The organism is Agrobacterium sp. MA01 (assembly GCF_009650195.1).
Classification (GTDB): Bacteria; Pseudomonadota; Alphaproteobacteria; order Rhizobiales; family Rhizobiaceae; genus Allorhizobium.
Map to the genome: position 1 here is coordinate 632,612 of NZ_CP045854.1, position 23,709 is coordinate 656,320.

The window sequence follows — 23,709 nt, forward strand, 5'->3', positions numbered from 1 at the left end:
TATGCGCGTCACGCTGAGGCCTTTGATCGCGTGCGGGGAAAGGACGGCTTCGAGCGTCCCTGGTTGGACCTCCTTGTCGCGCCGTTGCATGCAGGTGCCCATGTGCTCGACCTCGGATGCGGCTCCGGCGAACCCATCGCCGCGGATCTGATCGACCGGGGCTTTCTCGTCACCGGGTTGGACGTTTCCGAACCTCTGATCCGTCTTTGCCGTGAGAGGTTCCCGGCGCATGACTGGCGGGTGGGGGACATGCGGGATCTGTCCCTCGGTCGGACATTCGAGGCGATCGTGGCCTGGCACAGCTTCTTCCATCTCACGCCCGATGCCCAGCGGGCCATGTTTCCGCGCTTCGCATCACATGCGGCCAGCGGCGGCACCCTGATGTTCACATCGGGACCGGTAGCCGGTGTGGCAACCGGCGAGTTCGAGGGCGAGCCACTCTATCACGCGAGCCTCGATCCCGAAGAGTATCGGTCCCTCCTGTCGGAAAACGGCTTTGTGGTCCTGCGACATGTGGTCGAAGATCCCTTATGCGGTGGCGCGACAGTCTGGCTGACGCAAAGGTCTTAGTTGGAAATGCAGACACGAAAAAAACCCGCCGGATCGCTCCAGCGGGTTTCATTTTGCCTTGTGGGGCAGGGATATCAGGCAGCGACGGCGTGGGCCGAACCGCGGCGGGCATCGAGCGAGTAGGCGCCGGCGCCGACGATGGCGAGCGCGATATAGCCGCCGGCCAGGGTGATGTTCTTCATCATCATGATCTGGTTCAGCGTGTTGATCCAGCCGAGAGCACCTTCCGGCCAGCCTTCGATGGCAACCGTACCGGAATGGAAGACGAGACCGGTGAACACACAGAAGAGTGCAATGGTCCAGGCAGTGACCTTGGTCTGGAAGCCAACGAGGATGAAGAGACCGGCAACCAGCTCATAGAGGCCGGCGGCATAGGCCAAGAGGTCGGCGGCAGGCAGGCCGGCGCCGGAGATCATGCCGGCAGTGCCGGCCGGATCGGTCAGCTTGCCGAAGCCGGACATGATGAACATGAAGGAGAGAAGGATACGGACGAGAACGAGAAGGCCGTTATTGGTCGCGGACATGGGGGAACTCCGTTGAGCGTTGACGCTGAAACCCCCATCGGTGGCGGCCTCAGTCAGTGCCGCCTTGATGCATGCTTTTTTGTCGCAGGCATAGGTAAACAGTCTTTGACTGATCGTTCACAAAAATGAAACGCTCACGGCGGTTTCGTTTTCCGCGAACCCTTTCCGCCGCCACCCGCGCTCCCTACCTCTGTCCTGTTCAAACCGCAAAGGAGCCTCCCCCATGGCAGATCTTTCGACCTTTCCCATCACCGCCAAATGGCCGCCCGCCGATCCCGGCATTATCCAGCTCTATTCCCTGCCGACGCCGAACGGTGTGAAGGTCTCCATCGCTCTGGAAGAGCTCGGGCTCGCCTATGAACCGCATCTGGTGGACTTCGGCAGTAACGCGCAGAAGAGCCCTGAATTCGTCTCGCTCAATCCGAATGGTCGCATACCGGCCCTGATCGACCCCAATGGCCCGGACGGCGAGCCGATCGGCATCTTTGAATCCGGCGCGATCCTGATCTACCTCGCGGACAAGACCGGCAAGTTGCTGCCCAAGGACGGGGCTGCCCGTTACAAGGTCCTGCAATGGTTGATGTTCCAGATGGGCGGTGTCGGGCCGATGTTCGGCCAGTATGGCCACTTCTATAAGTTCGCCGCCGACAAGGTGAAGAACAATCCCTATCCGGCGGAGCGCTACCGTGACGAGACCCGTCGCTTGCTGGGCGTGCTGGAGGCTCAGCTCGAAAAGGGGCAGTGGTTGACGGGCGAGGACTATACGATCGCCGATATCGCCACATGGCCTTGGGTGCGTGCGCTCAAGATCTTCTATGCCGGTGAAACCGATCTCGGCCTTGCCGACTTCCCGCAAGTGCTTGACTGGTGGGCGCGTGCCGAAGCGCGTCCCGCAAGCCAGAAGGGGTTGAACATTCCGGCGCGAGACTGACTATATGAGAGAAGGTGCCGGACGCGGCGCCTTCTCCCGTATCTCTGCGAGCGCTCAGCTCGGCATGACGGATGCTGTCGTTGGCAGTTGGAAACGCGGGAAGATGAACAGTCCGACCATGTTGCCGCCGCTGCCTTCGAATCCGGAGGATTCGCCGATGCAGAACACCGGTTGCCGGTGCTGTGCGCCAGCCACGATGGTCGTCGAATAGCAGAAGCGCGACGGCTGCGTGGCCGCCTGCTCGAACAGTCGAAGGATGTGGCCGCGATCGGCCTGATCATAGCAGCGCATCACGGTCAGCAGGCCGCATTCATGGTTTTCGAGGCCATGCAGGTTGCGTGCGTGGTTCCCGAGTTTCAGCAGGCCGTTGGTCAGGTCGCCGGTCCAGTCCTCGGACAGCCCGAAGCGGCAGGCGTGCTGCCCCAGCAGGCCGTTTCCATCCTGTTCGCTCACCCTGAAGGTGGTCGCAAGATTGGCATTTGCTATTTTGAACAAGGCGTTCCCCAAGTCGATAGCCAGCGCTGGCCCCAATTTCCCCGGCCCGGAGTGTGTGAACCCCGCAGCCGAACCCCATCCGGCCTCGGCCGGCACCCCCCGAAAGAACGATCCCGCCTCTCAGGTCATCGCGCGGTGAAATCGGCCACCGCAATCACCGTGCCCACTCGCCCCTGATCGAGCCTGCACAGCATCGTGATCCAGATCCGGCGGCCGACCGACCGACAGACCTGGACGAAGTCAATCGCCGCAAATTGATCCGACCGCAGCCATGTCTTTGACCGTGGCGACGCTTGCTGCACCCGCCAGGTTTTTGACCTTCCCCCACAAGAAGGTCAAAGAAGAACACGTTGAGTGCCCCGGAAGTAATAGAATGGATACCATGATTTATTTCGCCTGAAAACGGCTCATGTCTGAATTTGGCACAAGACTCTTGAGCCATGCAATATAGACAAATATTAGAATAAAGTAAAATAAGAGCTTTAAGAGAAGAGGTCATTCCCGTTAGGGGGCACTTCTTCCGAGTGATTGTGCGTACCATGAAGTAGGGGACAGTTTTGTGTCAAGCGCACTGAGCCAATAGTCGCCGCTCCAATTTTGGGCATTTGCGCGGCACCCAAGCAAAAGGGCGGCCCGAGGGCCGCCCTTCCGAAAGACTGAACCGGATGGCTCAGATGTCAGACCCGATGGATCTTACATCATGTCCATGCCGCCTGTTCAGCGCGCTTGACGCGCTGAACCACTTAGAGTGATGGGCGGCTTTGATGGACCCGATGGTAAGACCGGATGGGTCTTACATCATGTCCATGCCGCCCATACCGCCCATGCCGCCCGGCATGCCGCCAGCAGATTCCTTCTTCGGAAGCTCGGCAATCATGGCTTCGGTCGTGATCAGCAGCGAAGCAACCGAAGCTGCGTTCTGCAGAGCCGTACGGACAACCTTGACCGGATCGACGATACCCATGGCGATCATGTCGCCGAATTCGCCGGTCTGGGCGTTGTAGCCGTAGTTCTCTTCGTTCTTGTCGAGGATCTTGCCGACGATGATCGAAGCTTCGTCACCAGCGTTGGTGGCGATCTGGCGAACCAGCGACTGGAGCGCGCGGCGAACGATGTTGATGCCGGCTTCCTGGTCGTCGTTTGCACCCTTGACGGTGATCTTCGTGGAAGAACGCAGCAGAGCGGTACCACCGCCCGGTACGATGCCTTCCTGAACGGCAGCGCGCGTTGCGTTCAGCGCGTCATCGATGCGGTCCTTGCGTTCCTTGACTTCGATCTCGGTCGAGCCGCCAACGCGGATGACGGCAACGCCACCAGCGAGCTTGGCAAGGCGTTCCTGCAGCTTTTCGCGGTCGTAGTCCGAAGAGGTTTCTTCGATCTGCGCCTTGATCTGGGCGACGCGGCCTTCGATGTCCGACTTCTGGCCAGCACCATCAACGATCGTGGTGTTTTCCTTGGTGATCGAGACCTTCTTGGCGCGGCCGAGCATGTCGAGGGTGACAGACTCGAGCTTGATGCCGAGGTCTTCCGAGATGACAGTGCCGCCCGACAGGATGGCGATGTCTTCCAGCATGGCCTTGCGGCGATCGCCGAAGCCAGGAGCCTTGACGGCAGCGATCTTCAGGCCGCCACGCAGCTTGTTGACGACGAGCGTAGCAAGAGCTTCGCCTTCGACGTCTTCAGCGATGATGACGAGCGGCTTGCCGGTCTGAACGACGGCTTCGAGAACCGGCAGCATGGCCTGGAGGTTCGAGAGCTTCTTTTCGTGCAGCAGGATGTAGGCGTCGTCGAGATCGGCGACCATCTTTTCCGGGTTGGTCACGAAGTAGGGCGACAGGTAGCCGCGGTCGAACTGCATGCCTTCGACGACTTCGAGTTCGGTTTCAGCGGTCTTGGCTTCTTCGACGGTGATAACGCCTTCGTTGCCGACCTTCTGCATGGCTTCGGCAATGTCTTTGCCGACCTGCGTATCGCCGTTTGCCGAGATCGTGCCGACCTGGGCAACTTCTTCCGAAGTCGAGATCTTCTTGGCCTTGGCCTGAAGGTCCTTGACGACTTCGAGAACGGCCAGATCGATACCGCGCTTCAGGTCCATCGGGTTCATGCCGGCAGCAACGGCCTTGTTGCCTTCGCGAACGATGGCCTGGGCAAGAACGGTTGCGGTCGTGGTGCCGTCGCCGGCGATGTCGTTGGTCTTCGAAGCAACTTCGCGGACCATCTGGGCGCCCATGTTCTCGAACTTGTCTTCCAGTTCGATTTCCTTGGCAACCGATACACCGTCCTTGGTGATGCGCGGTGCGCCGAAGGACTTGTCGATGATGACGTTACGACCCTTTGGGCCGAGCGTTACCTTCACGGCGTCTGCGAGGATGTCGACGCCATGCAGCATCTTTTCGCGCGCGGTGCGGCCAAACTTGATTTCTTTAGCAGCCATGTTCAAACTCCCGGGCTTCTAGCCCATTGTTGACTTGGTTAAAAAGGAAGAGGGGTGATCGCGCTGAAATCAGCCGATGACGCCCATGATGTCGGCTTCCTTCATGATCAGCAGGTCGACGCCATCGAGCTTGACCTCGGTGCCGGACCACTTGCCGAACAGGACGCGGTCGCCGACCTTGACGTCGAGAGCAACCTGCTTGCCGCTTTCGTCGCGGGCGCCCGGGCCAACAGCGATGACTTCGCCTTCAGCCGGCTTTTCCTTGGCAGTGTCAGGAATGATGATGCCGCCCTTGGTCTTTTCTTCGGACTCGACGCGCTTGACTACAACGCGGTCGTGCAGCGGACGGAAATTGGTGCTTGCCATTGTCTAATCCCTCGATCAAATGACACTCGCGATCCCTGGAGGGCATCGCATCGGAATTTGTTAGCACTCCCCCCTGGAGAGTGCCAACGAGGCTGAGATAAGAACAGCCTGCGGACGAGTCAAGCTCGCTCGTGAAAAAAGGGACTGCTGCATGCCGGCGAAATCCACCGACATTCACACAAGCAGTGCGGCCATCGATCCTCCACTTTCGCCTTCTTTCTCAGAGCTCGTCTCCGCCTTTGCCCGCATCGGCCTGATGTCCTTCGGCGGCCCGGCGGCGCAGATCGCGCTGATGCATAAAATCTGCGTCGAGGAAAAACGTTGGGTCGACGAGGCCCGTTATCTCCATGCCCTGAACTACTGCATGCTCCTGCCTGGCCCCGAAGCCCAGCAGCTCGCCACCTATATCGGCTGGCTCTTGCATGGCGTGCGCGGCGGCATCGTTGCCGGCCTTCTTTTCGTTCTGCCAGGCCTCGCCGTCATCCTCGGCCTCTCGACGCTCTATGCGCTCTATCAGGAGGCGAGCCTTGTCGCCGGCCTGTTCTTCGGCCTGAAGGCCGCAGTGCTTGCAATCGTCGTGGAAGCCGTCATCCGCATCGGCAAGCGGGCCCTGAAGACAAGCTTCCACCGATGGCTGGCCGCAGGTGCATTCCTTGCCCTTTTCCTCTTCTCGGTGCCGTTCCCCCTCGTCGTGCTTGCGGCTGCCCTGATCGGCCTGCTCCATGCGCGGGGCGCGTCATCTGCGGCGGAAGAGAACTCGCAAGAGATTGGCGTCCGTCCGCCTCTGTTCAGCCAACTCGCAACGCTCCTCTTCTGGGTCGCCGTCTGGCTCGCACCCCTGCCACTTCTGTGGCTGCTGCTGCCGGAAACGGCACTTCCCGAAATCCAGAGCTTCTTCTCCAAGATGGCGCTCGTCACCTTCGGCGGCGCCTATGCTGTGCTCGCCTATGTCGCCCAGGTCGCCGTCGATCACTATGCCTGGCTGAAACCCGGCGAAATGCTCGATGGCCTGGCGCTGGCGGAAACGACGCCAGGACCGCTGGTGCTCGTGCTCTCCTATGTCGGCTTTCTCGCCGGCTTCCGCGAAAGCGGCGGGCTCGACCCGTTGATTGGCGGTCTCCTCGGCGGCCTGATCGCCGCCTGGGCCACCTTCATCCCAAGCTTCATCTGGATCTTCGCCGGCGCCCCCTACATCGAGCGACTGCGCGGCAATCGGCTCCTCAGCGCAGCGCTCTCCGCCATCACCGCTGCCGTGGTCGGCGTCATCCTCAACCTGGCGGTCTGGTTCGCGCTGCACGTGATCTTCATGCAGGTGGAACCGACCAAGATCGCCAGTTTCGGACCACTCACGCTATCGGTACCCCAACCCGTCTGGTCGACCCTCGACTGGCAGGCATTGGTCATCGCCGTCCTCTCTGCAGTGATGATCTTCCGCTTCCACCTTGGCATCGGCAAGACGCTTCTGGCCGCCGCAGCGCTTGGCCTTGCGGCGCGTTTCCTGCTCTGAAGCGGGGCGAGAAGCCGGAGCAATTTCGATCTCCATCACGCTTGCCCCTTGCCTTGCCGCCCGTCCTTTGCCATGTCACCGGTCACACTTTGACCAGTCAGGACAAACGATGACCCGCAGCATTTCCACCCTCGGCGACGTGACCGGCTCCTATGACGTCATTCTCTGTGATGTCTGGGGCGTGCTGCACAACGGCATCGATGCCTTTCCGCTTGCCGGCGAAGCGCTGACGGCGGCGCGCGAAAAGGGGCTGACGGTGGTGCTGATCACCAACTCGCCCCGACCGGCCATCGGCGTCATCCCGCAATTGCGCGCCATCGGCGTGCCGGATACCGCCTATGACCGCATCGTCACCTCGGGTGACGTGACCCGGACACTGATTGCCGCCGGCCCGAAGAAGGTTTTCCTGCTCGGCCCCGAGCGTGACATGCCGCTCTTCGACGGTCTCGACGTCGAGGTGGTGTCAAAGGAAGAAGCCGATTGCGTCGTCTGCACCGGTTTCTTCGACGATGAAGTCGAGACGCCGGAAGATTACCGCGACATGCTGACCGCCTTCGTCGCCCGCAAGGTGCCGTTTATCTGCGCCAATCCCGATCTCGTGGTCGAGCGTGGCCACCGCATCATCCCTTGCGCTGGCGCAGTCGCTGCCTTCTACACCGCACTCGGCGGCGAGACCCGCATTGCCGGCAAGCCCCACAGCCCGATTTATGACGCGACGCTGGCGGCTGCCCGCGAAGCTCGCGGGGATTTCGACAAGTCCCGCGTGCTCGCCATCGGCGACGGCATGCCGACCGACGTCAAGGGCGCGGTGGATGCAGGCCTCGACCTTCTCTACATCTCGGGCGGCATCCACGCCGCCGACTACGCGACGAACAACGTGACCGACGAGGCCCGGCTCAAGCTCTTCCTCGACCGCGAGAAGGTCGCGCCGCAATACTGGATGCACAGGCTGGCATGAGGCGGGACCTGCGATGACCGTCTTTCACCGCAATGAGAAGAAAGAACCGCTGCCATCAGCCCTGCGCGGTGGCGTGGTCGCAATCGGCAATTTCGATGGCGTGCATCGCGGTCATCAGGCAGTCTTGAGCCGTGCGCTGGAGCGCGCGGAAGCGCTTGGCGTTCCCGCCTTGGTCCTCACCTTCGAGCCGCATCCGCGCACTGTCTTCAACCCCGACAAGCCGGTCTTCCGTCTGACGCCGCCGCCTCTTCGCGCCCGCATCCTGGAAGCCATGGGCTTCCATTCGGTGATCGAATATCCCTTCGACCGTGAGTTCTCGCAGCGCTCGGCCGAGGATTTCGTCCAGTCGATCCTGGGCGACTGGCTGGGTGCAAAAGAAGTCGTGACCGGCTTCGATTTCCATTTCGGCAAGGGCAGGGAAGGCGGCCCCGCTTATCTCATGCAGGCCGGCAGTCGTCATGGTTTTGGTGTCTGTCTAGTCGATGCCTTCCGCGACGAGGGAACCGAGGTCATTTCCTCAAGCCGCATCCGCGGCCTTATCGCCGACGGCGATGTCGCCCAGGCGGCCGGTCTCCTCGGCTATCGCTATACGGTCGAGGCGGAAATCATGAAGGGCCAGCAGCTCGGCCGCACGCTCGGCTTCCCGACAGCCAACATGCATCTCCCGCCGGAAGCAACGCTCAAGCCCGGCATCTACGCCGTCCGTTTCCGCCGTCCCGATGGCATCATTCGTGATGGCGTCGCAAGCTTCGGCTATCGCCCGACCGTCACCAGCAATGGTGACCCCTGGCTCGAAACCTTCGTCTTCGATTTCGCCGGCGATCTCTACGGTGAGATCTGTTCGGTCTCGCTCTTCGGCTTCCTGCGCGACGAATGGAAGTTCGATGGGCTTGATCCGCTGGTGGCACAGATCCGCAAGGATGCGGACGAGGCGATGGCGCTGCTCTCAGGCGTCAAGCCAATTGGCGCCCTCGACGCCGCCATCGCGTTCTGAGGCAACTCGGTCTCGCCGATTTGAATTGCCGCCCGGTATTGCCTCACATATGGATGCGTCTATGTGATTGATGTCCCGTCTCGAAACGGCAATTCCGGAGTTTATCTTGACCGAATTCACCCCCCTGATGTCCTTTGCCGGTGGTCTGCTGATCGGCCTCTCGGCGCTCCTCTTGATGCTCACCTGGGGCCGGATTGCCGGCATGACCGCCATCATCGGCGGCATCCTGCCGCCGCTCGGTTCCGACTGGTCGTGGAAGGCCGCCTTTCTCGCCGGGGCAATTCTTGCGCCGCTTGCCCTGACGCTCGGCGGTTACGAGGTCGAGTATTCGGTTCCGGTTTCGACCACGGCTCTCGTGATCGGCGGCCTCATTGCTGGCATCGGCGTCACCTTCGGCTCCGGCTGCACCTCGGGCCACGGCATTTGCGGCATGGCGCGCCTGTCGCGTCGCTCCATCGCAGCAACCGCCACCTTCATGGCATTCGCTGTGCTCACCGTCTTCGTCATCCGTCACGTCTTTGGAGGCGCGATCTGATGCGTTTGCTCCTGGTCTTCCTCATCGGTGCCCTCTTCGGAACGGGCATCGCCCTTTCCGGCATGGCGAACCCCGCCAAGGTGCTGAACTTCTTCGACTTCGCTGGCAGCTTCGACCCGAGCCTCGCCTTCGTCATGGCCGGTGCTCTCTCTGTTGCCGCCCCCGGCTATGCGATCCTGTTCCGGATGCGCGAGAAGCCGCTCTTCGACCAGAGCTTTCGCCTGCCCAAGGCAAAGGCGATCGATGCGCGGCTAATCGGCGGCTCGGCCGTCTTCGGCATTGGCTGGGGCATTGCCGGCTTTTGCCCCGGCGCCTCGATCCCCGCACTCGGCTTCGGCCACGCCTCGGCCGCCATCTTCGTGGCCGCCCTGCTCGTCGGCATTCTGATCGCCCGAAGGCTTGCCAGGGCAGATTTTTTTGCCGAAGCGGTCGGACGTTCGGGCTGAGAGGGCCAGATGGCAAGTCGGCCATTACGGCTTGACGCCTGGCACACATTAAAGCCTAGTGCGGCCCAGCAAATCACTTCAGACAGCCCGAAAGGCACCCTATGGCCATGACGCCGCGCAGACCCGTGAACCCGAAGGATGCGGCCGAGGCCCTGTTCAAACCCGTGAAAAAGCCGGCAGCCCCGGTGGTCGAGCGCCGCTCGGCACCGGACGTCAAAGAACTCGTCTCGATCAAGCTCGACAGCGCAGTGCTCGCCCATTTCCAGAAGGACGGCCCCGGCTGGCAGGACCGCATCAACGATGCCTTGCGTGCGGTCATCGAGGCAGACGGCAGCGAGTAAAAGCGGCGGTTTGCGTCAGTCGCGGCCAGTCGGTGGCCACTGCCGTGAGGTATGGACGATCGCGAGGATGGCCAGCTGGCCGTTAGTCACCTCATAAATGAGACGATAGCTGGGATGCGGCAGAAGTTCGCGGGTGCCAGGGATCAGGCCGATTTTGCCGGCATGGGGAAATTGGCCAAGCTGGATGGCAGCCTGTTCGAAGCTGTGGTCGATGGACAGTGCGGCCAGCGGATTCTTCGCCACGAGGTAGTCGAAGATGGAAGCGCGGTCACGAATGGCCTGGCGCGTCCATCGAACGATCATGAGCGGCTCGCTTTGAGAGCCAGGTCCCTGCGCTCCGCAAACATCCGCTCGGCATCGTCCGCCGCGACGGCCTCTCCTGCTGCCACTTCGTCGCGACCACGCGCAACCTTGGCCTCCAAAAATTGACGATAGTTGCTGTCGACCTTCTGCCGTTCGACATAATCCTGCACCATTTCCCGCAGAACTTCGCTTTCCGACGTCTGTGCGGTTGTGACCGCAGCAGCAAAATCACTGGCGAGCTTGGCGTCTAGGTGGACCTGGAGCTGCGCTTTGCGTGTCATGCCATCTCCGCCCTGATCCTGTGTGGCCCGCTGACATGGGGTGATGAACACAGTCTAGGCATGTCCCGTCGACCTGTCCATCTCGCCCATCTTGCCCCTTCCTTTTGGCGCGAAAAACCCCTAAAGAACGCGGCCATGACGTATCTTTCGGCGGCCCGGATCATTCGAATTATTGGCCCGGCCCTCCCGGCGGCTTGAAGAGCTGCGGGAAGGTCCGGGTTTTTGGCGTTGGGTTAGAAAGCCTTAGCGCCCGCTTGCCGCCAATCCATGACATAATTTTGCGACCGCTTGAGGTCGCCCCATTCGATGGCTGATCCATGACCGATACCCCTGAGAAACCCGACTACTCCAAGACCCTCTATCTGCCCGAAACCGAATTCCCGATGCGCGCCGGCCTTCCCCAGAAGGAGCCGGAAGTGGCGGCGAAGTGGAAGCAGATGGGTCTCTACAAGCGCCTGCGCGCATCCGCCGCCGGCCGCGAGAAATTCGTCCTGCATGACGGCCCTCCCTATGCCAACGGCAACATCCATATCGGTCATGCGCTGAACAAGGTGCTGAAGGACGTCATCACCCGCTCCTTCCAGATGCGCGGCTTCGATAGCAACTACGTACCCGGCTGGGACTGCCACGGCCTGCCGATCGAGTGGAAGATCGAGGAAAAGTATCGCGAGAAGGGCAAGGACAAGAACGAGGTCCCGGTCAACGAATTCCGTCGGGAATGCCGAGAGTTTGCGCAAGGCTGGATCAACATCCAGTCGGACGAGTTCCGCCGTCTCGGCATCGAGGGTGACTTCGACAATCCCTACACCACCATGGCCTTCCATTCGGAAGCACGCATCGCCGGCGAACTGTTGAAGATCGCCATGTCCGGCCAGCTCTATCGCGGCTCCAAGCCGATCATGTGGTCGGTCGTCGAGCGCACGGCTCTCGCCGAAGCCGAAGTGGAATATGCCGAGGTCGAGAGCGACACGATCTGGGTGAAGTTCCCAGTGGTTGAAGGCGCTGACGAGCTGAAATCCGCCTCCGTCGTCATCTGGACGACCACACCCTGGACCATCCCGGGCAACCGCGCGATCTCCTACTCCTCGAAGATCGAATACGGTCTCTACGAGATCACGGAAGCCACCAACGACTTCGGCCCACAGCCGGGCGAAAAGCTGATCTTCGCCAAGCGCCTCGCCGAAGATGCAGCAACCAAGGCCAAGGTGACCTTCAAACTGGTCCGCGATGTCACCGGCGGCGAACTCGGCGCGATCACCTGCGCCCACCCGCTGGCCGATTTGGGCTACACCTTCGCCGTCCCCATGCTCGACGGCGACCACGTCACCGATGACGCCGGTACCGGTTTCGTCCACACGGCGCCCTCGCATGGTCGCGAAGACTTTGAAGCCTGGATGGCGAACGTCCGCGCGCTCGAAGCCCGTGGCATCGACGTCAAGATCCCGTTCCCGGTCGATGACGCCGGCTTCTACACCGAAGACGCCCCCGGTTTCGGCCCCTCGGCCGAAGGTGGTGCTGCCCGCGTGCTCGACGACAACGGCAAGAAGGGCGACGCCAATAAGCGCGTCATGGACGCTCTCATCAAGGCGAACAACCTCTTTGCCCGTGGCCGCATCAAGCACGAATACCCGCATTCCTGGCGCTCCAAGAAGCCGGTCATCTTCCGCAACACGCCCCAGTGGTTCGTCTATATGGACAAGGACCTCGCCGACGGCACGACGCTGCGCACCCGCGCGCTCTCGGCCATCGACCAGACCCGCTTTGTCCCCGCCGGCGGCCAGAACCGCCTGCGCGCCATGATCGAGCAGCGCCCGGATTGGGTTCTTTCTCGTCAAAGAGCATGGGGCGTGCCGATCTGCGTCTTCGCCGATGCCGAAGGCAATGTGCTGCAGGATGAGAAGGTCAACGCCCGCATCCTCGAAGCCTTTGAAGTCGAAGGTGCCGATGCCTGGTTTGCCGAAGGCGCCAAGGACCGTTTCCTGGCCGGCGAGCATGACGGCGAAAAGTGGCAGATGGTCACTGACATCCTCGACGTCTGGTTCGACTCGGGCTCGACCCACACCTTCACGCTCGAAGATCGCCCGGACCTGAAATGGCCGGCCGACGTCTATCTGGAAGGCTCCGACCAGCATCGCGGCTGGTTCCATTCCTCGCTGCTGGAAAGCTGCGCCACCCGCGGCCGCGCGCCTTACAATGCCGTTGTGACCCACGGGTTCACGATGGCGGAAGACGGCCGCAAAATGTCGAAGTCGCTCGGCAACACGGTGACGCCGCAGGAAGTCATGAGCCAGTCCGGCGCCGATATCCTGCGCCTCTGGGTGATGAACACCGACTATTGGGAAGACCAGCGCCTCGGCAAGACGATCATCCAGACCAATATCGACAGCTACCGCAAGATCCGCAACACTGTTCGTTGGATGCTCGGCACGCTCGCCCACGACCATGGCGACGAGATCGCCTATGCCGACCTGCCGGAACTCGAAAAGCTGATGCTGCATCGCTTGTCCGAGCTCGATCAGGTCGTCCGCAAGGGTTACGACGAATTCGACTTCAAGCGCATCGTCCGCGCTCTCAGCGACTTTGCCAATGTCGAGCTCTCGGCCTTCTACTTCGACATCCGCAAGGACACGCTCTATTGCGACGCCCCGTCCAGCCTGAAGCGCCGCTCGGCCCTCTTCGTCATCCGCAAGCTGTTCGACTGCCTGGTTCTGTGGTTTGCGCCGATGATGCCCTTCACCACCGAAGAGGCCTGGCTATCGCGTGACCCGAACGCTGAGTCCGTCCACCTCGAACAGTTCCCGACGGTTCCGTCCGACTGGTCGAACGAGGCGGTTGCCGAAAAGTGGAAGGGCGTTCGCGCCGTCCGTCGTGTCGTCACTGGTGCCCTGGAAATCGAGCGCAAGGAAAAGCGCATCGGCTCCTCGCTGGAAGCAGCCCCGGTCGTCCATGTGGCGGATGCCGAGCTCCTGAAGGCGCTCGACGGTCTCGACTTCGCCGAGATCTGCATCACCTCGGATATCCAGGTTGTCTCGGGTGAAGGCCCTGATCAAGCCTTCCGTCTGGACGATGGCACCAAGGTCGCTGTTGAGCCGAAGCTTGCCGAAGGCACCAAGTGCGCCCGCTCCTGGAAGATCACTAGGGATGTCGGTTCCGATCCTGACTATCCTGACGTCTCGGCCCGTGATGCTCAGGCGCTGCGCGAGCTCGCTCAGGCGGCCCGATAAGGGCAGATTGAGGAAATGTGACCGGATGATTTGCGCTTTTGCGGGTCATCCGGTAAAACTGCCTGAAATTGGCCGAAATCGACCGGCAGGGCTGGTCGCGAGCATTCGGCATGACTGATGAAACTGCGGCGAGGCTGGTAGGCATTCATGAATTCGGCATATCTGTTCAGAGTTGGCCTCGGTCTGGTTGGCCTCTTCGGCGTCACGGCAGGCTTGTCCGGCTGCGTGGGCAGCCCGACCTATGGCACCGACAAGACGGCGATGGAGCAGCTGGTGGACGACGTCGGCTCGGCCGTGTCGCTCGCGCCGCGCGAGCCTGCCAACAAGGGCACCAAGTACAATCCGCGTCCGGATCTCGTGCTGCCGCCGGGTGGTGCGCAGACGGCCGGGCTCGTCGCGCCGCAGCAGTCGGTTGCCAGCCGCGAGAATAATCCTGAATGGGTTGAATCGCCGGAAGAGGCCCGCGAACGTCTCGTTGCCGAGGCCGACGCCAATGCCGACAACCCGCGTTATCGCTCGCCGTTGCTTGCCGGTTACGGCACGGCCGGCACGATGACCGAGACCCAGAAATGGCAGGCCTTCCGTGATGCGCGCGCGCTGCAGAAGGGCGCCTATATCGACCAGCGTCGTCTTCTCTCCGATCCGCCGACCGAATATCGTCAGACCCAGGACGTGGCTCTGAGCGATCTGGGCGAGCCGGAACTGAAGAAGGAAAAGCGCCGCAAGGCCGAAGCCAAGGCAGCGCGTCAGGGCAGCTCCTGGTGGATGCCCTTCCAGTAAGTTTTCTCCGACATCGTGAATTTCAGGGCAGGGCGGAAACGACCTGCCCTTTTGCTTGAGGTAGACCCATGTCCTTTACCATCCGTCCAGCAACTCCAGACGATGCCGCGATCATTCTCGGCTTCATCACCGAACTTGCCGTCTATGAAAAGGCGGGCCATGAGGTGGAGGCGACGGAGGAAACGATCCGCGCCTCGATCTTCGGCGAGGGCTCGGTCACCGAAGCGGTGATTCTGGAGCATGATGGACGCCCGGCGGGTTTCGCCGTCTGGTTCTACAGCTATTCCACCTGGCAGGCGAAGAATGGCCTCTATCTTGAGGATCTCTATGTTTCGCCCGATCACCGCGGATCAGGCGCCGGCAAGCTTCTGCTCCGGCATTTGGCAAAGGTTGCGGTGGCGAAAGGCTGCGGCCGCTTCGAATGGAGCGTGCTCGACTGGAACGAACCTGCCATTCGCGTCTACGACGCTGTCGGTGCCGAGCCGCAGAACGAATGGATCCGCTACCGCCTGGCCGGCGACAAGCTGAAAGCCTTTGCCGGCGCCGAGTGAGGTTGGCTCACTCCCCGTTCTCGGCCTTCCGCGCCACCAATGCCATGTGCAGGGCCTGAAGCGCCGGCCCCAGGAAGGAGATCCACAGGAGTGCCAGGTTCCGCTCGGCATGATCATGGCGCGAGAAGATGAAAATCGCGACGATCAGTGTCAGCATCAGCAGCGGGGTTACCGCGATCGCAATCAGGCGCGGCGCCCGCCAGTTGATCTCGCCGCGCACAGACCACTGCATCGGCAGCCGCTCGGCATCGGGAGCGACGTTGCGATAGGCCCAGATCGCGATACCAGCCATGGCCGCAATCGAAACGGGAAGCACGACATAGATCATCAATCTCTTCTGTCCTGAAAGAAGCTGCGCAACAGGTCCGCGGCCTCGCTTTCGCGAATGCCGGAATAGACCTCCGGAATATGGTGGCATGTCGGCTGCTGGTAAAAGCGCACGCCGTTCTCGACACCGCCGCCCTTGATATCCTGCGCGGCATAATAAAGTCGGCGAATTCGAGCAAAGGAGATCGCGGCCGCACACATCGTGCAGGGCTCGAGCGTGACGTATAGATCGGCTTCGATGAGACGCTCGTCGCCGACGGCAGCTGCGGCGCGGCGAATGGCGAGGATTTCGGCGTGAGCGGTCACGTCGCTGAGCGCCCGGGACTCATTGCCAGCCCGCCCGAGGATCTCGCCGTCGCGCACCACCACGGCGCCGATTGGAACCTCGCCGCGCGCGCCGGCCGCACGCGCCTCCTCGAAGGCCGCCTTCATGAAGCCGTTTGTCTTCCCCATGCACGAACTTTCCACTTAACCAGAGCCGCGCGACCTGATACGACAGCCCAAACCACAGGCAAACAACAAATGACATTCAAAGACAAGTCCAGGCGTCCGGGGGCACAGTCCTCCGACCGCAGCGGCAAGCCGCAAACCAGAAAACCGTCAGCCAAGCCGTCCGCAGCCGCCGCAGACAAGCCCGCCCGCGCGCCGCGCGCCGATGCGCCCGCCGGCGAAGAGACGATGAAGCCCGAACGCATTTCCAAGCTGCTCGCCCGCGCCGGCGTCGCGTCGCGCCGTGATATCGAGCGCATGATCATGGAAGGCCGCGTTTCCGTGAACGGCAAGGTGCTGGAGACCCCGGTCCACAACGCCACGCTTGCCGACACGATCGAGGTGGATGGCCAGCCGATCCGCGGCATCGAGCGCACGCGCCTCTGGCTCTATCACAAGCCAGCCGGCCTGGTGACCACCAATTCCGATCCGGAAGGCCGCCCGACAGTCTTCGAGAACCTGCCGGAAGAGCTGCCGCGCGTCATGTCGATCGGCCGCCTCGATATCAACACCGAGGGGCTGCTGCTGCTGACCAATGACGGGGGCCTTGCCCGCGTGCTCGAACTTCCGACGACCGGCTGGCTGCGCCGTTACCGCGTGCGCGCCTATGGTGAGGTCGACCAGCCGGCATTGGATGCGCTGAAGGAAGGCATTGCCGTCGATGGCGTGCTCTACGGCGCGATCGATGCGACCCTCGACCGCAAGCAGGGCCACAATGTCTGGATCACGATGGGTCTGCGCGAAGGCAAGAACCGCGAGATCAAGAACGTGCTCGGCGCACTCGGTCTCGAGGTCAACCGCCTGATCCGCATCTCCTACGGCCCCTTCCAGCTTGGCGACCTCCCGGAAGGCAAGGTGCTCGAAGTCCGCGGCCGCATGTTGCGCGACCAGCTGGGCCCGCGCCTGATCGAGGAATCAAAGGCCAATTTCGACGCTCCGATCTATGCCCACGGCGTTGAGACGGACGAGGAAGAAGCTCCTGCTAGAAAGCCTGCGCGCGAAGCGAAGCCCGACTGGGGCCGCGACGAGCGTCCGGCCGAAAAGAAGCGCGCGCCGAAAGACTGGTCCGACAAGGGCGACCGCCGCGAGAAGGTACTCGGACGCCTCGACACCCGCCGCGACGAGGGTGCAAAAACAGGCGACAAGTTCTCCGACAAGCCGAAGCGCCCGGCAGGCAACACCAAGGGCCGCACCGCCAATGTCTGGATGGCGCCTGGCGCTCGTCCGCTCGGCGAGAAGGCGGCAGCAGCGGCTGCCCGTCGCAAGCCCGATCCGCGCGGCGCAAAGCCTGCCGAACGCTTCGACGATCGTCCGACGTCCACTGTTCAGATTACCCGCGCCCGGGACGAGGAGGGCGATTGGATCCGCGCCGACGGCCCGGATCAGAAGCCCGGCGGTCGCGGTGGTGATCGTGGTGCAAAGCCCGGTGGTTTTGGCGCGCGTGCGCCCCGCCGCAACGGTGATGATCGTGCACCTCGTCGTGAGGGGGCGGATCGCGGCCCCAAGCGCGATTTCGGCGATCGCGCCGAGCGCGCACCGCGTCGTGAAGGCGAAGACCGCGGCCCTCGCCGCGAAGGCGCGCCCGGCGGTCCACGTCGCGAGGGTGCAGATCGAGGTCCGCGCAAGGACTTCGGCGACCGCGGACCTCGCAAGGATTTTGGCGATCGTGGTCCTCGCAAACCTTTCGGCGACAAACCGGATCGTCCGCGTACGGAACGGTTCACGCCAGACCGCGCCCGTGATGACCGCCCTCGTGACGCCAGACCGCGTGATGACCGTCCCCGTGATGATCGCCCCCGGGGCGAGCGTCCGGCCGGCGACAGGCCTTTTAGTGACAAGCCGCGCGGCGCGAGACCTGCGGGCGATCGTCCCTTTGGTGATCGGCCCGCTGGCAAGTCCTTCGGCAAGCCGGCTGGCAAACCTGCTGGCAAGTCATTTGGCGGCAAGCCTGGTGGCGGCAAAAGCTTCGGCGGCAAGCCGGGCGGACGCCCTGCAGGTGGCCCACGCTCCGGCGGCCCGGGTGGCAAGCCCTCCGGTCCCCGCACGGGCGCCCCCAAGGGCAAGAGGTAAGCCGTCATGCGCATCGTCGGCGGTCAGTTTCGTGGCCGTAACCTGGCCACGCCGAAGTCGAATGACATCCGGCCGACCGTCGATCGGACGCGGGAAAGCCTGTTCAACATCCTCGCGCATGCCCATCCGGGCGTGCTCGATGGCACCCGCATCCTCGATCTCTTTGCCGGCACCGGTGCTGTCGGCATCGAGGCGCTGTCGCGCGGCTGCAAGTCGGCGCTTTTCGTCGAAAACAGCGTCGAGGGTCGCAGCCTGCTCTGGGAGAATATCGATGCGTTCGGCCTGCATGGCCGCGCCCGCATGTTGAGACGCGACGCCACCGATCTCGGCCCATCCAACAACATCGAACCCTTCGAACTGGTTTTTGCTGATCCACCCTATGGCAAGGGGCTGGGTGAGAAGGCGCTGCTTTCGGCCCATCTGGGCGGCTGGCTGGCGAAAGATGCTCTCGTCATCCTCGAAGAGCGCGCCGATGTTCAGGTTTCTGTCGACCCGGTTTTCGCCTTCATCGAGGAGCGGACTTTCGGTGACACGAAAATGTACTTCTTTTCCTATAGGCAGTCCTGATCCCCTCAGCGGAAAAAGGCTCAGCCCATGGATCTCGTCGCCGAAACGCCCATTCCCTCCGAAGCTGTCAAGGCCGACCCGACCATCGGTCTGGCACTCGGGGCAGGGGGCGCGCGCGGCTTTGCCCATATCCCGGTGCTCGAAGTCTTCGACGAACTCGGCATTAAGCCAACGCTGATCGCCGGCTCCTCCATGGGCGCAATCCTCGGCGCCGGTTATGCCGCCGGCATGAGCGGCCGCGACATCAGGGACTATACGCTCGAACTTGCCGACAACAGGGGCCTTGTGCTCAACCGCTTCTGGGGCATGCGCCCGGCAAGCATTCGGGCGCTCGGTGGCGTCCGCCTCGGGCAGTTCAACCTGCCGCGGCTTTTGCGCGCCTTCCTGCCGCCTGAGATCCCCGAGAACTTTGCGGAGCTGCGGCTACCGCTGACCGTCATCGCCACCGATTATTACGGCCAGTGCGAACTGGTCCGAACCGAGGGCGATCTTCACGAGGCGCTATCTGCCTCGGCCGCCATTCCCGCGCTCTTTGCTCCCGTCACTATCGGTGGCCGCCTGATGATCGACGGCGGCATCTTCAATCCGGTGCCTTACGACCACCTCGTCGGCAAGGTCGACATCATGGTCGCTATTGATGTGATCGGCGCGCCGGAAGGCGATGGTTCGCTGATGCCGAACCGTATCGACAGTCTCTTCGGGGCATCGCAGCTGATGATGCAGTCGCATATCACGCTGAAGATGAAGATCTGCCAGCCGGACATCTATATCCGGCCGGAGGTCAACAGCTACAAGGTCCTCGATTTCTTCAAGGCCCGGCAGATCCTTGAAATCTGCGACCGCATGAAGGAGCCGCTGAAGCGAGATCTTTCCGCCCGCATCGAGGATTTTGTCCGCCGGTGAGGATCAGGCAGCCGGGGACTTTTCTTCGTCTTCGACGGCGTGGATCTGCTTCTTCGGCTTGATCAGCGGCTCCGGCTTGACCGGTCGCTTGTGCATGAGTTCCCGGCCCGCGAGGATGCCTTCCTGCGCCTGAAGCCTTAAGCGCTCCTCGTCGCGGCGTCGGATGTCCTCGCCGATCTCATAGGCCTCGTCTTCCGTGGCGCCGAGACCTTGCAGTGTCCGGCGCCCGAAGAGCAGACCGGACTCGAAGGTTTCACGCAGCTCGTATTCCACGTCTCGGGCCCGCAGTTCCAGGCTGTGGATGCGGTCATAGGACCGTACAAAAAGGCGCACATCGGGATATTCGGAGCGGATGAGATCGACGATCTTGTCGGTGATATCCTTCCTGTGGGTACAAACGGCGACAATCTTCGCCTTTTCGATCCCGGCCGCCCGCAGCATGTCCAAGCGCGTGCCGTCGCCGAAATAGATCCGGAAGCCGAAGGTTGCCGCCTGGCGCACCCGATCCGGACTGTCGTCGAGAATGGTCACGTCCCGCCCGCTCGCAAGCAGGATTTGCGCGGCGATCTGACCGAAGCGGGAGAAGCCGACCATCAGCACATCCGATCCGGCACCTTCGAAATCCTCGTCCATCTCCTCCTTGTCCGATGTCTCGCGAGCCAGCAGGCGTTGGCCGATGAGCGCCGTCAACGGTGTGAGGGCCATGGACAGGGTGACGATGGAAATGAGCAGGGATGACTGCGCGCCCGAAAAGAGGCCGGCGGCCGCAGCCGTGGTGAAGAGCACGAAACCGAACTCGCCACCTTGCGGCAACAACATGCCGATACGGATCGCATCGTTGCGCGACGAGCCCGAAGCGCGGCAGATCGCGTAGATCACCAGCGCCTTCACCGCCATCAGCACCGGTACCGCAATGGCAATCAGGACCAGATTGTCGACGATGACCTGCAACTCCATCGACAGGCCGACAGCGATGAAGAAGAGCGCCAGCAGCAGTCCTCGGAAGGGCTCGATATCGGCCTCCAGCTCGTGGCGATAGGAAGACTCGGCCAGCATCACGCCGGCGAGGAAGGCGCCCATGGCCATCGAAAGGCCTGCCACCTGCATCAAATAGGCCGATCCGAGAACAACGAAGAGCGCTGCCGCGATCATCACCTCGCGCGCACCCGTCCGCGCGATGATCTGGAACATGGGTGTGAGCAGGTAGCGCCCGGCCAGGATCATGCCGATCACCGCGCCGATCGCGATCCCGATTTCGATCAGCGGAGATTGCTGCGCCTCGCCACCCTGGGAGCTGAGGATAGTGACCATGGCCAGCAGCGGCACGATGGCGAGGTCCTGGAAGAGCAGGATGGAGAAGGATCGCTGCCCGTAGCGGCTGTTCATGTCGCCATAGTCTTCGAGCAATTGCAGCGCAAAGGCGGTCGACGATAGCGCGAGGCCGAAGCCGGCAACCAACGCGCCGCGCCAGTCAAGCAGGCCTGCCGCATAGACCAGCGCCGTCAGCAGGAGGCCCGTGAGCACGACCTGGCTTGTCCCCAGCCCGAAAATATCGCGCCGCATGTGCCACAGTCGGCTGGGCTTCAGTTCCAGTCCGATGATGAAGAGCAGGAGTACGACGCCAAGTTCGGCGACCGCCAGGATTTCTCCCGAGCCTCCGATCAGGTGCAGGACCGGGCCGATCACCACGCCGGCGGCGAGATAGCCGAGCACGGTCCCAAGCCCGAGCTTGCGGAAGATCGGGGCTGCAATGACAGCCCCTCCGAGGAGCAGCAGGGGTTGGGCGAACAGTGCTTCGGTTGCGCTGGCCAAGATTTCTGTCTCCTCGTTTGTCGGATCTGGCTGACCTGAAATGGACCTATGCCGGGCTCGTGAACGGAAAAGCCCGATCCACCCTTGATGCCCCTTCACAGGCACAATAAATGGAGCGTGAAGGAAAGGCCAACCTATGCCCAATCAAATCGATTCCGCCAACCTCCTCGAACGCGCCGAGCAACTCGTCGACCTCGCCGTCAAGGCAGGGGCCGACAAGGCAGATGCGGTCGTCGTACGCTCCCGTTCCAAGGGAGTCAGCGTCCGGCTCGGCAAGGTCGAGTCGACCGAAGCATCCGAGAGTGACGATTTTTCGCTGCGTGTCTTCATCGGTCGCCAGGTGGCAAGCGTGTCGGCCAATCCGGGCTTCGACCTCAAGGCACTCGCCGAACGCGCCGTCGCGATGGCCAAGGTCTCGCCGGAAGATCCCTTTGCCGGTCTCGCCGACGAGAGCGATCTTGCCCGTGATATTCCCGACCTGCAGCTCTTTGATGAGACGGAAGTTTCCGGCGACCAGTTGCGCGAAAGCGCACTCGCCATGGAAGAAGCGGCCCGTTCGGTCAGCGGCGTCAGCAATTCTCTGGGCGCCGGAGCCTCGGCCGGCATGGGTGGCCTCGTGCTCGTCACCTCACATGGCTTTTCCGGCAGCTATGCCGGCTCGCGCTTCTCCCGCTCGGTTGGCGTCATCGCCGGCGAGGGGACCAAGATGGAGCGCGACCACGATTTCGACAGCCGCCTCTATTTCGCCGATCTCCTCAGCCCGGAAGAAATCGGTCGCCGCGCCGCCGAGCGCGCGATCCGGCGGCTGAACCCGCGCCAGGTGCCGACCGCCTCCAACCTCACCGTCGTCTTCGACCCGCGCGTCGCGAGAGGCTTCGCGGGCACGATCGCCGGCGCCATCAATGGTGCGTCGGTCGCCCGCAAGACCTCCTTCCTGCGTGACAAGATGGGCCAACAAGTCCTGAAGGCAGGCCTCAACATCACCGATGATCCGCTGAAGGTCCGCGGCTCCTCGTCGCGCCCCTTTGATGGCGAAGGCATTTCGGGCAAGCCGCTAACGATGATCGAGGACGGTGTGCTGAAACACTGGTTCCTGTCCTCGTCTGCCGCTCGGGAGCTTGGCCTCAAGACCAATGGCCGTGGCGTACGCGGCGGCACTTCGGTCTCGCCGTCTTCAACCAATCTCGCCCTGGAGCCTGGCGACATTTCGCCTGATGAACTGATCCGCAGCGTCGGCACGGGTCTCTACATCACCGATATGATCGGCAGTGGCGTCGATATGATCACCGGCGAATACAGCCGTGGTGCGAGCGGCTTCTGGATCGAGAACGGCGAACTCACTTATCCGGTCTCCGAGATCACGATAGCGTCCAATCTGAAGGACATGTTCATGCGGATCACGGTGGCCAATGACATCGACCGCAAGTTCGGTGTCGCAGCTCCCACACTTGCCATCGAGGGCATGACCCTTGCCGGAACCTGATCTAAAGCCCGAGGCCATGCCGCACTTCGACTGGCAGGCGGACCTTGCGCTGATCACGGACGCTGCCCGCGAGGCTGGCAAGGTGGCAATGGCGCATTTCGGCCAGTCGCCCGAGGTCTGGTGGAAGAACGAGGGTCGCTCCCCGGTCAGCGCGGCCGACTATGCCGCCAACCGCATCCTCGAGGAAATCCTCCGTCAGGCACGCCCGAACTACGGCTGGCTGTCGGAAGAAACGGACGACGATCCGGCACGGCTCTCCTGCGACACGCTTTTCGTCATCGACCCGATCGATGGCACCCGGGCTTTCCTCGCAGGCAAGGATACCTGGTGCGTCTCGGTGGCCGTCGTCCACAAGGGAGCGCCCGTCGCCGGCATTCTGGTCGCGCCGCCCCTGGGCGAAGAGTTTACCGCAACGATCGATGGCCCGGCGCGCCGCAACGGCCAGGACATTTCGGTTTCGACGGCCGGCATTGAGGGAAGCCTGAAGTTCGCCTCGGCGCAGGACATGGTGGCAAGTTTCAGTTCGGCGATCAGACCCCGCATCGAGCGCGTCGATCACATACCCTCGCTCGCCTACCGGCTGGCGCTGGTGGCCGACGGCCGCATCGATGCGACGCTGGTGAAGAAGAGCAGCCATGACTGGGATCTTGCCGCTGCCGATCTGATCCTTGCGCGTGCCGGCGGGGCGATCACGGATCTCGACGGCGAAGCGCTCGTATACAACAGGCAAGAGGTGACGCATCCGGTGCTCTGCGCAGCATCGCGAGAGCTACTTCCAGCCTTGCTCAAGAGCATCTCCCGAATTCCCCGGAGTTGAC

At 62.5% G+C, this 23,709-nt stretch carries 25 protein-coding genes; 16 read left to right on the forward strand and 9 right to left on the reverse strand.

Annotated features, from left to right (window positions below; all coding sequences use genetic code 11):
* Nucleotides 1-30: 30 nt before the first annotated feature.
* Complete coding sequence (locus GH983_RS02910) at nucleotides 31-570, forward strand: trans-aconitate 2-methyltransferase (RefSeq protein WP_371418418.1); 540 nt, start codon at nucleotides 31-33, stop codon at nucleotides 568-570.
* Between the two features lie 74 nt (nucleotides 571-644).
* Here GH983_RS02910 and GH983_RS02915 read toward each other — a convergent pair whose 3' ends face one another.
* A complete protein-coding gene (locus GH983_RS02915; RefSeq protein WP_069042064.1) occupies nucleotides 645-1,094 on the reverse strand; it encodes a DoxX family protein in 450 nt (149 codons plus the stop codon).
* Between the two features lie 223 nt (nucleotides 1,095-1,317).
* Between GH983_RS02915 and GH983_RS02920 the strand changes: the two genes are divergently transcribed.
* Complete coding sequence (locus GH983_RS02920) at nucleotides 1,318-2,025, forward strand: glutathione binding-like protein (RefSeq protein ID WP_069042063.1); 708 nt, start codon at nucleotides 1,318-1,320, stop codon at nucleotides 2,023-2,025.
* A 54-nt stretch (nucleotides 2,026-2,079) separates the two neighbouring features.
* On the opposite strand, the gene GH983_RS02925 is transcribed toward GH983_RS02920, so the two are convergent.
* The 3 genes from GH983_RS02925 to groES form a co-directional block, all read right to left on the reverse strand.
* Nucleotides 2,080-2,520, reverse strand: a complete 441-nt coding sequence (locus GH983_RS02925) for a hypothetical protein (protein ID WP_082347604.1) — start codon at nucleotides 2,518-2,520, stop codon at nucleotides 2,080-2,082.
* A 793-nt stretch (nucleotides 2,521-3,313) separates the two neighbouring features.
* Nucleotides 3,314-4,954, reverse strand: coding sequence for a chaperonin GroEL (groL, locus tag GH983_RS02930; protein WP_054148801.1), 1,641 nt, complete (start codon nucleotides 4,952-4,954; stop codon nucleotides 3,314-3,316).
* A 69-nt stretch (nucleotides 4,955-5,023) separates the two neighbouring features.
* The gene (gene groES / locus GH983_RS02935) at nucleotides 5,024-5,320 is read right to left on the reverse strand and encodes a co-chaperone GroES (protein ID WP_054148802.1); all 297 of its coding nucleotides are present in this window, start codon (nucleotides 5,318-5,320) and stop codon (nucleotides 5,024-5,026) included.
* Between the two features lie 151 nt (nucleotides 5,321-5,471).
* On the opposite strand from groES, the gene chrA reads away from it, so the two are divergent.
* From chrA to GH983_RS02965, 6 genes are all read left to right on the forward strand, one after another.
* Entirely contained in the window at nucleotides 5,472-6,827 is a 1,356-nt protein-coding gene (gene chrA / locus GH983_RS02940; RefSeq protein WP_069042061.1) for a chromate efflux transporter, read from the forward strand.
* 109 nt (nucleotides 6,828-6,936) lie between these two features.
* On the forward strand, nucleotides 6,937-7,785 hold the full coding sequence (locus GH983_RS02945) for a TIGR01459 family HAD-type hydrolase (protein ID WP_153761565.1): 849 nt from the start codon (nucleotides 6,937-6,939) through the stop codon (nucleotides 7,783-7,785).
* 13 nt (nucleotides 7,786-7,798) lie between these two features.
* Nucleotides 7,799-8,779: a bifunctional riboflavin kinase/FAD synthetase gene (locus GH983_RS02950; protein WP_153761566.1), complete on the forward strand. Its 981-nt coding sequence runs from the start codon at nucleotides 7,799-7,801 to the stop codon at nucleotides 8,777-8,779.
* Nucleotides 8,780-8,885: 106 nt separating this feature from the next.
* Complete coding sequence (locus tag GH983_RS02955) at nucleotides 8,886-9,314, forward strand: YeeE/YedE family protein (protein WP_054148976.1); 429 nt, start codon at nucleotides 8,886-8,888, stop codon at nucleotides 9,312-9,314.
* Nucleotides 9,314-9,760, forward strand: a complete 447-nt coding sequence (locus GH983_RS02960) for a DUF6691 family protein (protein WP_153761567.1) — start codon at nucleotides 9,314-9,316, stop codon at nucleotides 9,758-9,760. Before GH983_RS02955 ends, GH983_RS02960 begins: the two co-directional genes overlap by 1 nt.
* Nucleotides 9,761-9,861: 101 nt before the next feature.
* Nucleotides 9,862-10,101 carry a BrnA antitoxin family protein gene (locus GH983_RS02965; RefSeq protein ID WP_054148807.1) on the forward strand — a complete coding sequence of 80 codons (240 nt, stop codon included), beginning with the start codon at nucleotides 9,862-9,864 and terminating at the stop codon, nucleotides 10,099-10,101.
* Nucleotides 10,102-10,116: 15 nt separating this feature from the next.
* Here the strand turns inward: GH983_RS02965 and GH983_RS02970 are convergent, their stop codons facing one another.
* Nucleotides 10,117-10,404, reverse strand: coding sequence for a type II toxin-antitoxin system RelE/ParE family toxin (locus GH983_RS02970; protein ID WP_069042056.1), 288 nt, complete (start codon nucleotides 10,402-10,404; stop codon nucleotides 10,117-10,119).
* Complete coding sequence (locus GH983_RS02975; RefSeq protein ID WP_153761568.1) at nucleotides 10,401-10,685, reverse strand: hypothetical protein; 285 nt, start codon at nucleotides 10,683-10,685, stop codon at nucleotides 10,401-10,403. Before GH983_RS02975 ends, GH983_RS02970 begins: the two co-directional genes overlap by 4 nt.
* Before the next feature lie 317 nt (nucleotides 10,686-11,002).
* On the opposite strand from GH983_RS02975, the gene ileS reads away from it, so the two are divergent.
* The 3 genes from ileS (at nucleotide 11,003) to GH983_RS02990 (ending at nucleotide 15,240) form a co-directional block, all read left to right on the forward strand.
* Nucleotides 11,003-13,909: an isoleucine--tRNA ligase gene (gene ileS / locus GH983_RS02980; protein WP_153761569.1), complete on the forward strand. Its 2,907-nt coding sequence runs from the start codon at nucleotides 11,003-11,005 to the stop codon at nucleotides 13,907-13,909.
* Nucleotides 13,910-14,056: 147 nt separating this feature from the next.
* Nucleotides 14,057-14,689 carry a hypothetical protein gene (locus GH983_RS02985; RefSeq protein ID WP_069042053.1) on the forward strand — a complete coding sequence of 211 codons (633 nt, stop codon included), beginning with the start codon at nucleotides 14,057-14,059 and terminating at the stop codon, nucleotides 14,687-14,689.
* Nucleotides 14,690-14,757: 68 nt separating this feature from the next.
* Entirely contained in the window at nucleotides 14,758-15,240 is a 483-nt protein-coding gene (locus GH983_RS02990; protein ID WP_153761570.1) for a GNAT family N-acetyltransferase, read from the forward strand.
* Between the two features lie 7 nt (nucleotides 15,241-15,247).
* On the opposite strand, the gene GH983_RS02995 is transcribed toward GH983_RS02990, so the two are convergent.
* Complete coding sequence (locus tag GH983_RS02995; RefSeq protein ID WP_153761571.1) at nucleotides 15,248-15,568, reverse strand: hypothetical protein; 321 nt, start codon at nucleotides 15,566-15,568, stop codon at nucleotides 15,248-15,250.
* Nucleotides 15,568-16,020 (reverse strand): nucleoside deaminase, encoded by a 453-nt coding sequence (locus GH983_RS03000; protein WP_153761572.1) that lies wholly within the window; start codon nucleotides 16,018-16,020, stop codon nucleotides 15,568-15,570. Before GH983_RS03000 ends, GH983_RS02995 begins: the two co-directional genes overlap by 1 nt.
* A 69-nt stretch (nucleotides 16,021-16,089) precedes the next feature.
* Here GH983_RS03000 and GH983_RS03005 point away from each other — a divergent pair, with 69 nt between their 5' ends.
* From GH983_RS03005 to GH983_RS03015, 3 genes are read left to right on the forward strand one after another with little or no spacing between them, the layout of a single operon-like run.
* Nucleotides 16,090-18,126, forward strand: a complete 2,037-nt coding sequence (locus tag GH983_RS03005) for a pseudouridine synthase (protein ID WP_153761573.1) — start codon at nucleotides 16,090-16,092, stop codon at nucleotides 18,124-18,126.
* Between the two features lie 6 nt (nucleotides 18,127-18,132).
* Nucleotides 18,133-18,693, forward strand: coding sequence for a 16S rRNA (guanine(966)-N(2))-methyltransferase RsmD (gene rsmD / locus GH983_RS03010; RefSeq protein WP_153761574.1), 561 nt, complete (start codon nucleotides 18,133-18,135; stop codon nucleotides 18,691-18,693).
* A 27-nt stretch (nucleotides 18,694-18,720) separates the two neighbouring features.
* Nucleotides 18,721-19,596: a patatin-like phospholipase family protein gene (locus GH983_RS03015; RefSeq protein WP_153761575.1), complete on the forward strand. Its 876-nt coding sequence runs from the start codon at nucleotides 18,721-18,723 to the stop codon at nucleotides 19,594-19,596.
* 3 nt (nucleotides 19,597-19,599) lie between these two features.
* Here the strand turns inward: GH983_RS03015 and GH983_RS03020 are convergent, their stop codons facing one another.
* Nucleotides 19,600-21,408, reverse strand: coding sequence for a monovalent cation:proton antiporter-2 (CPA2) family protein (locus GH983_RS03020; protein ID WP_153761576.1), 1,809 nt, complete (start codon nucleotides 21,406-21,408; stop codon nucleotides 19,600-19,602).
* Between the two features lie 136 nt (nucleotides 21,409-21,544).
* Here GH983_RS03020 and GH983_RS03025 point away from each other — a divergent pair, with 136 nt between their 5' ends.
* Nucleotides 21,545-22,891 carry a TldD/PmbA family protein gene (locus GH983_RS03025; protein ID WP_153761577.1) on the forward strand — a complete coding sequence of 449 codons (1,347 nt, stop codon included), beginning with the start codon at nucleotides 21,545-21,547 and terminating at the stop codon, nucleotides 22,889-22,891.
* 16 nt (nucleotides 22,892-22,907) lie between these two features.
* Nucleotides 22,908-23,708 (forward strand): 3'(2'),5'-bisphosphate nucleotidase CysQ, encoded by an 801-nt coding sequence (locus GH983_RS03030; protein WP_194842822.1) that lies wholly within the window; start codon nucleotides 22,908-22,910, stop codon nucleotides 23,706-23,708.
* Nucleotide 23,709 lies beyond the last annotated feature (1 nt).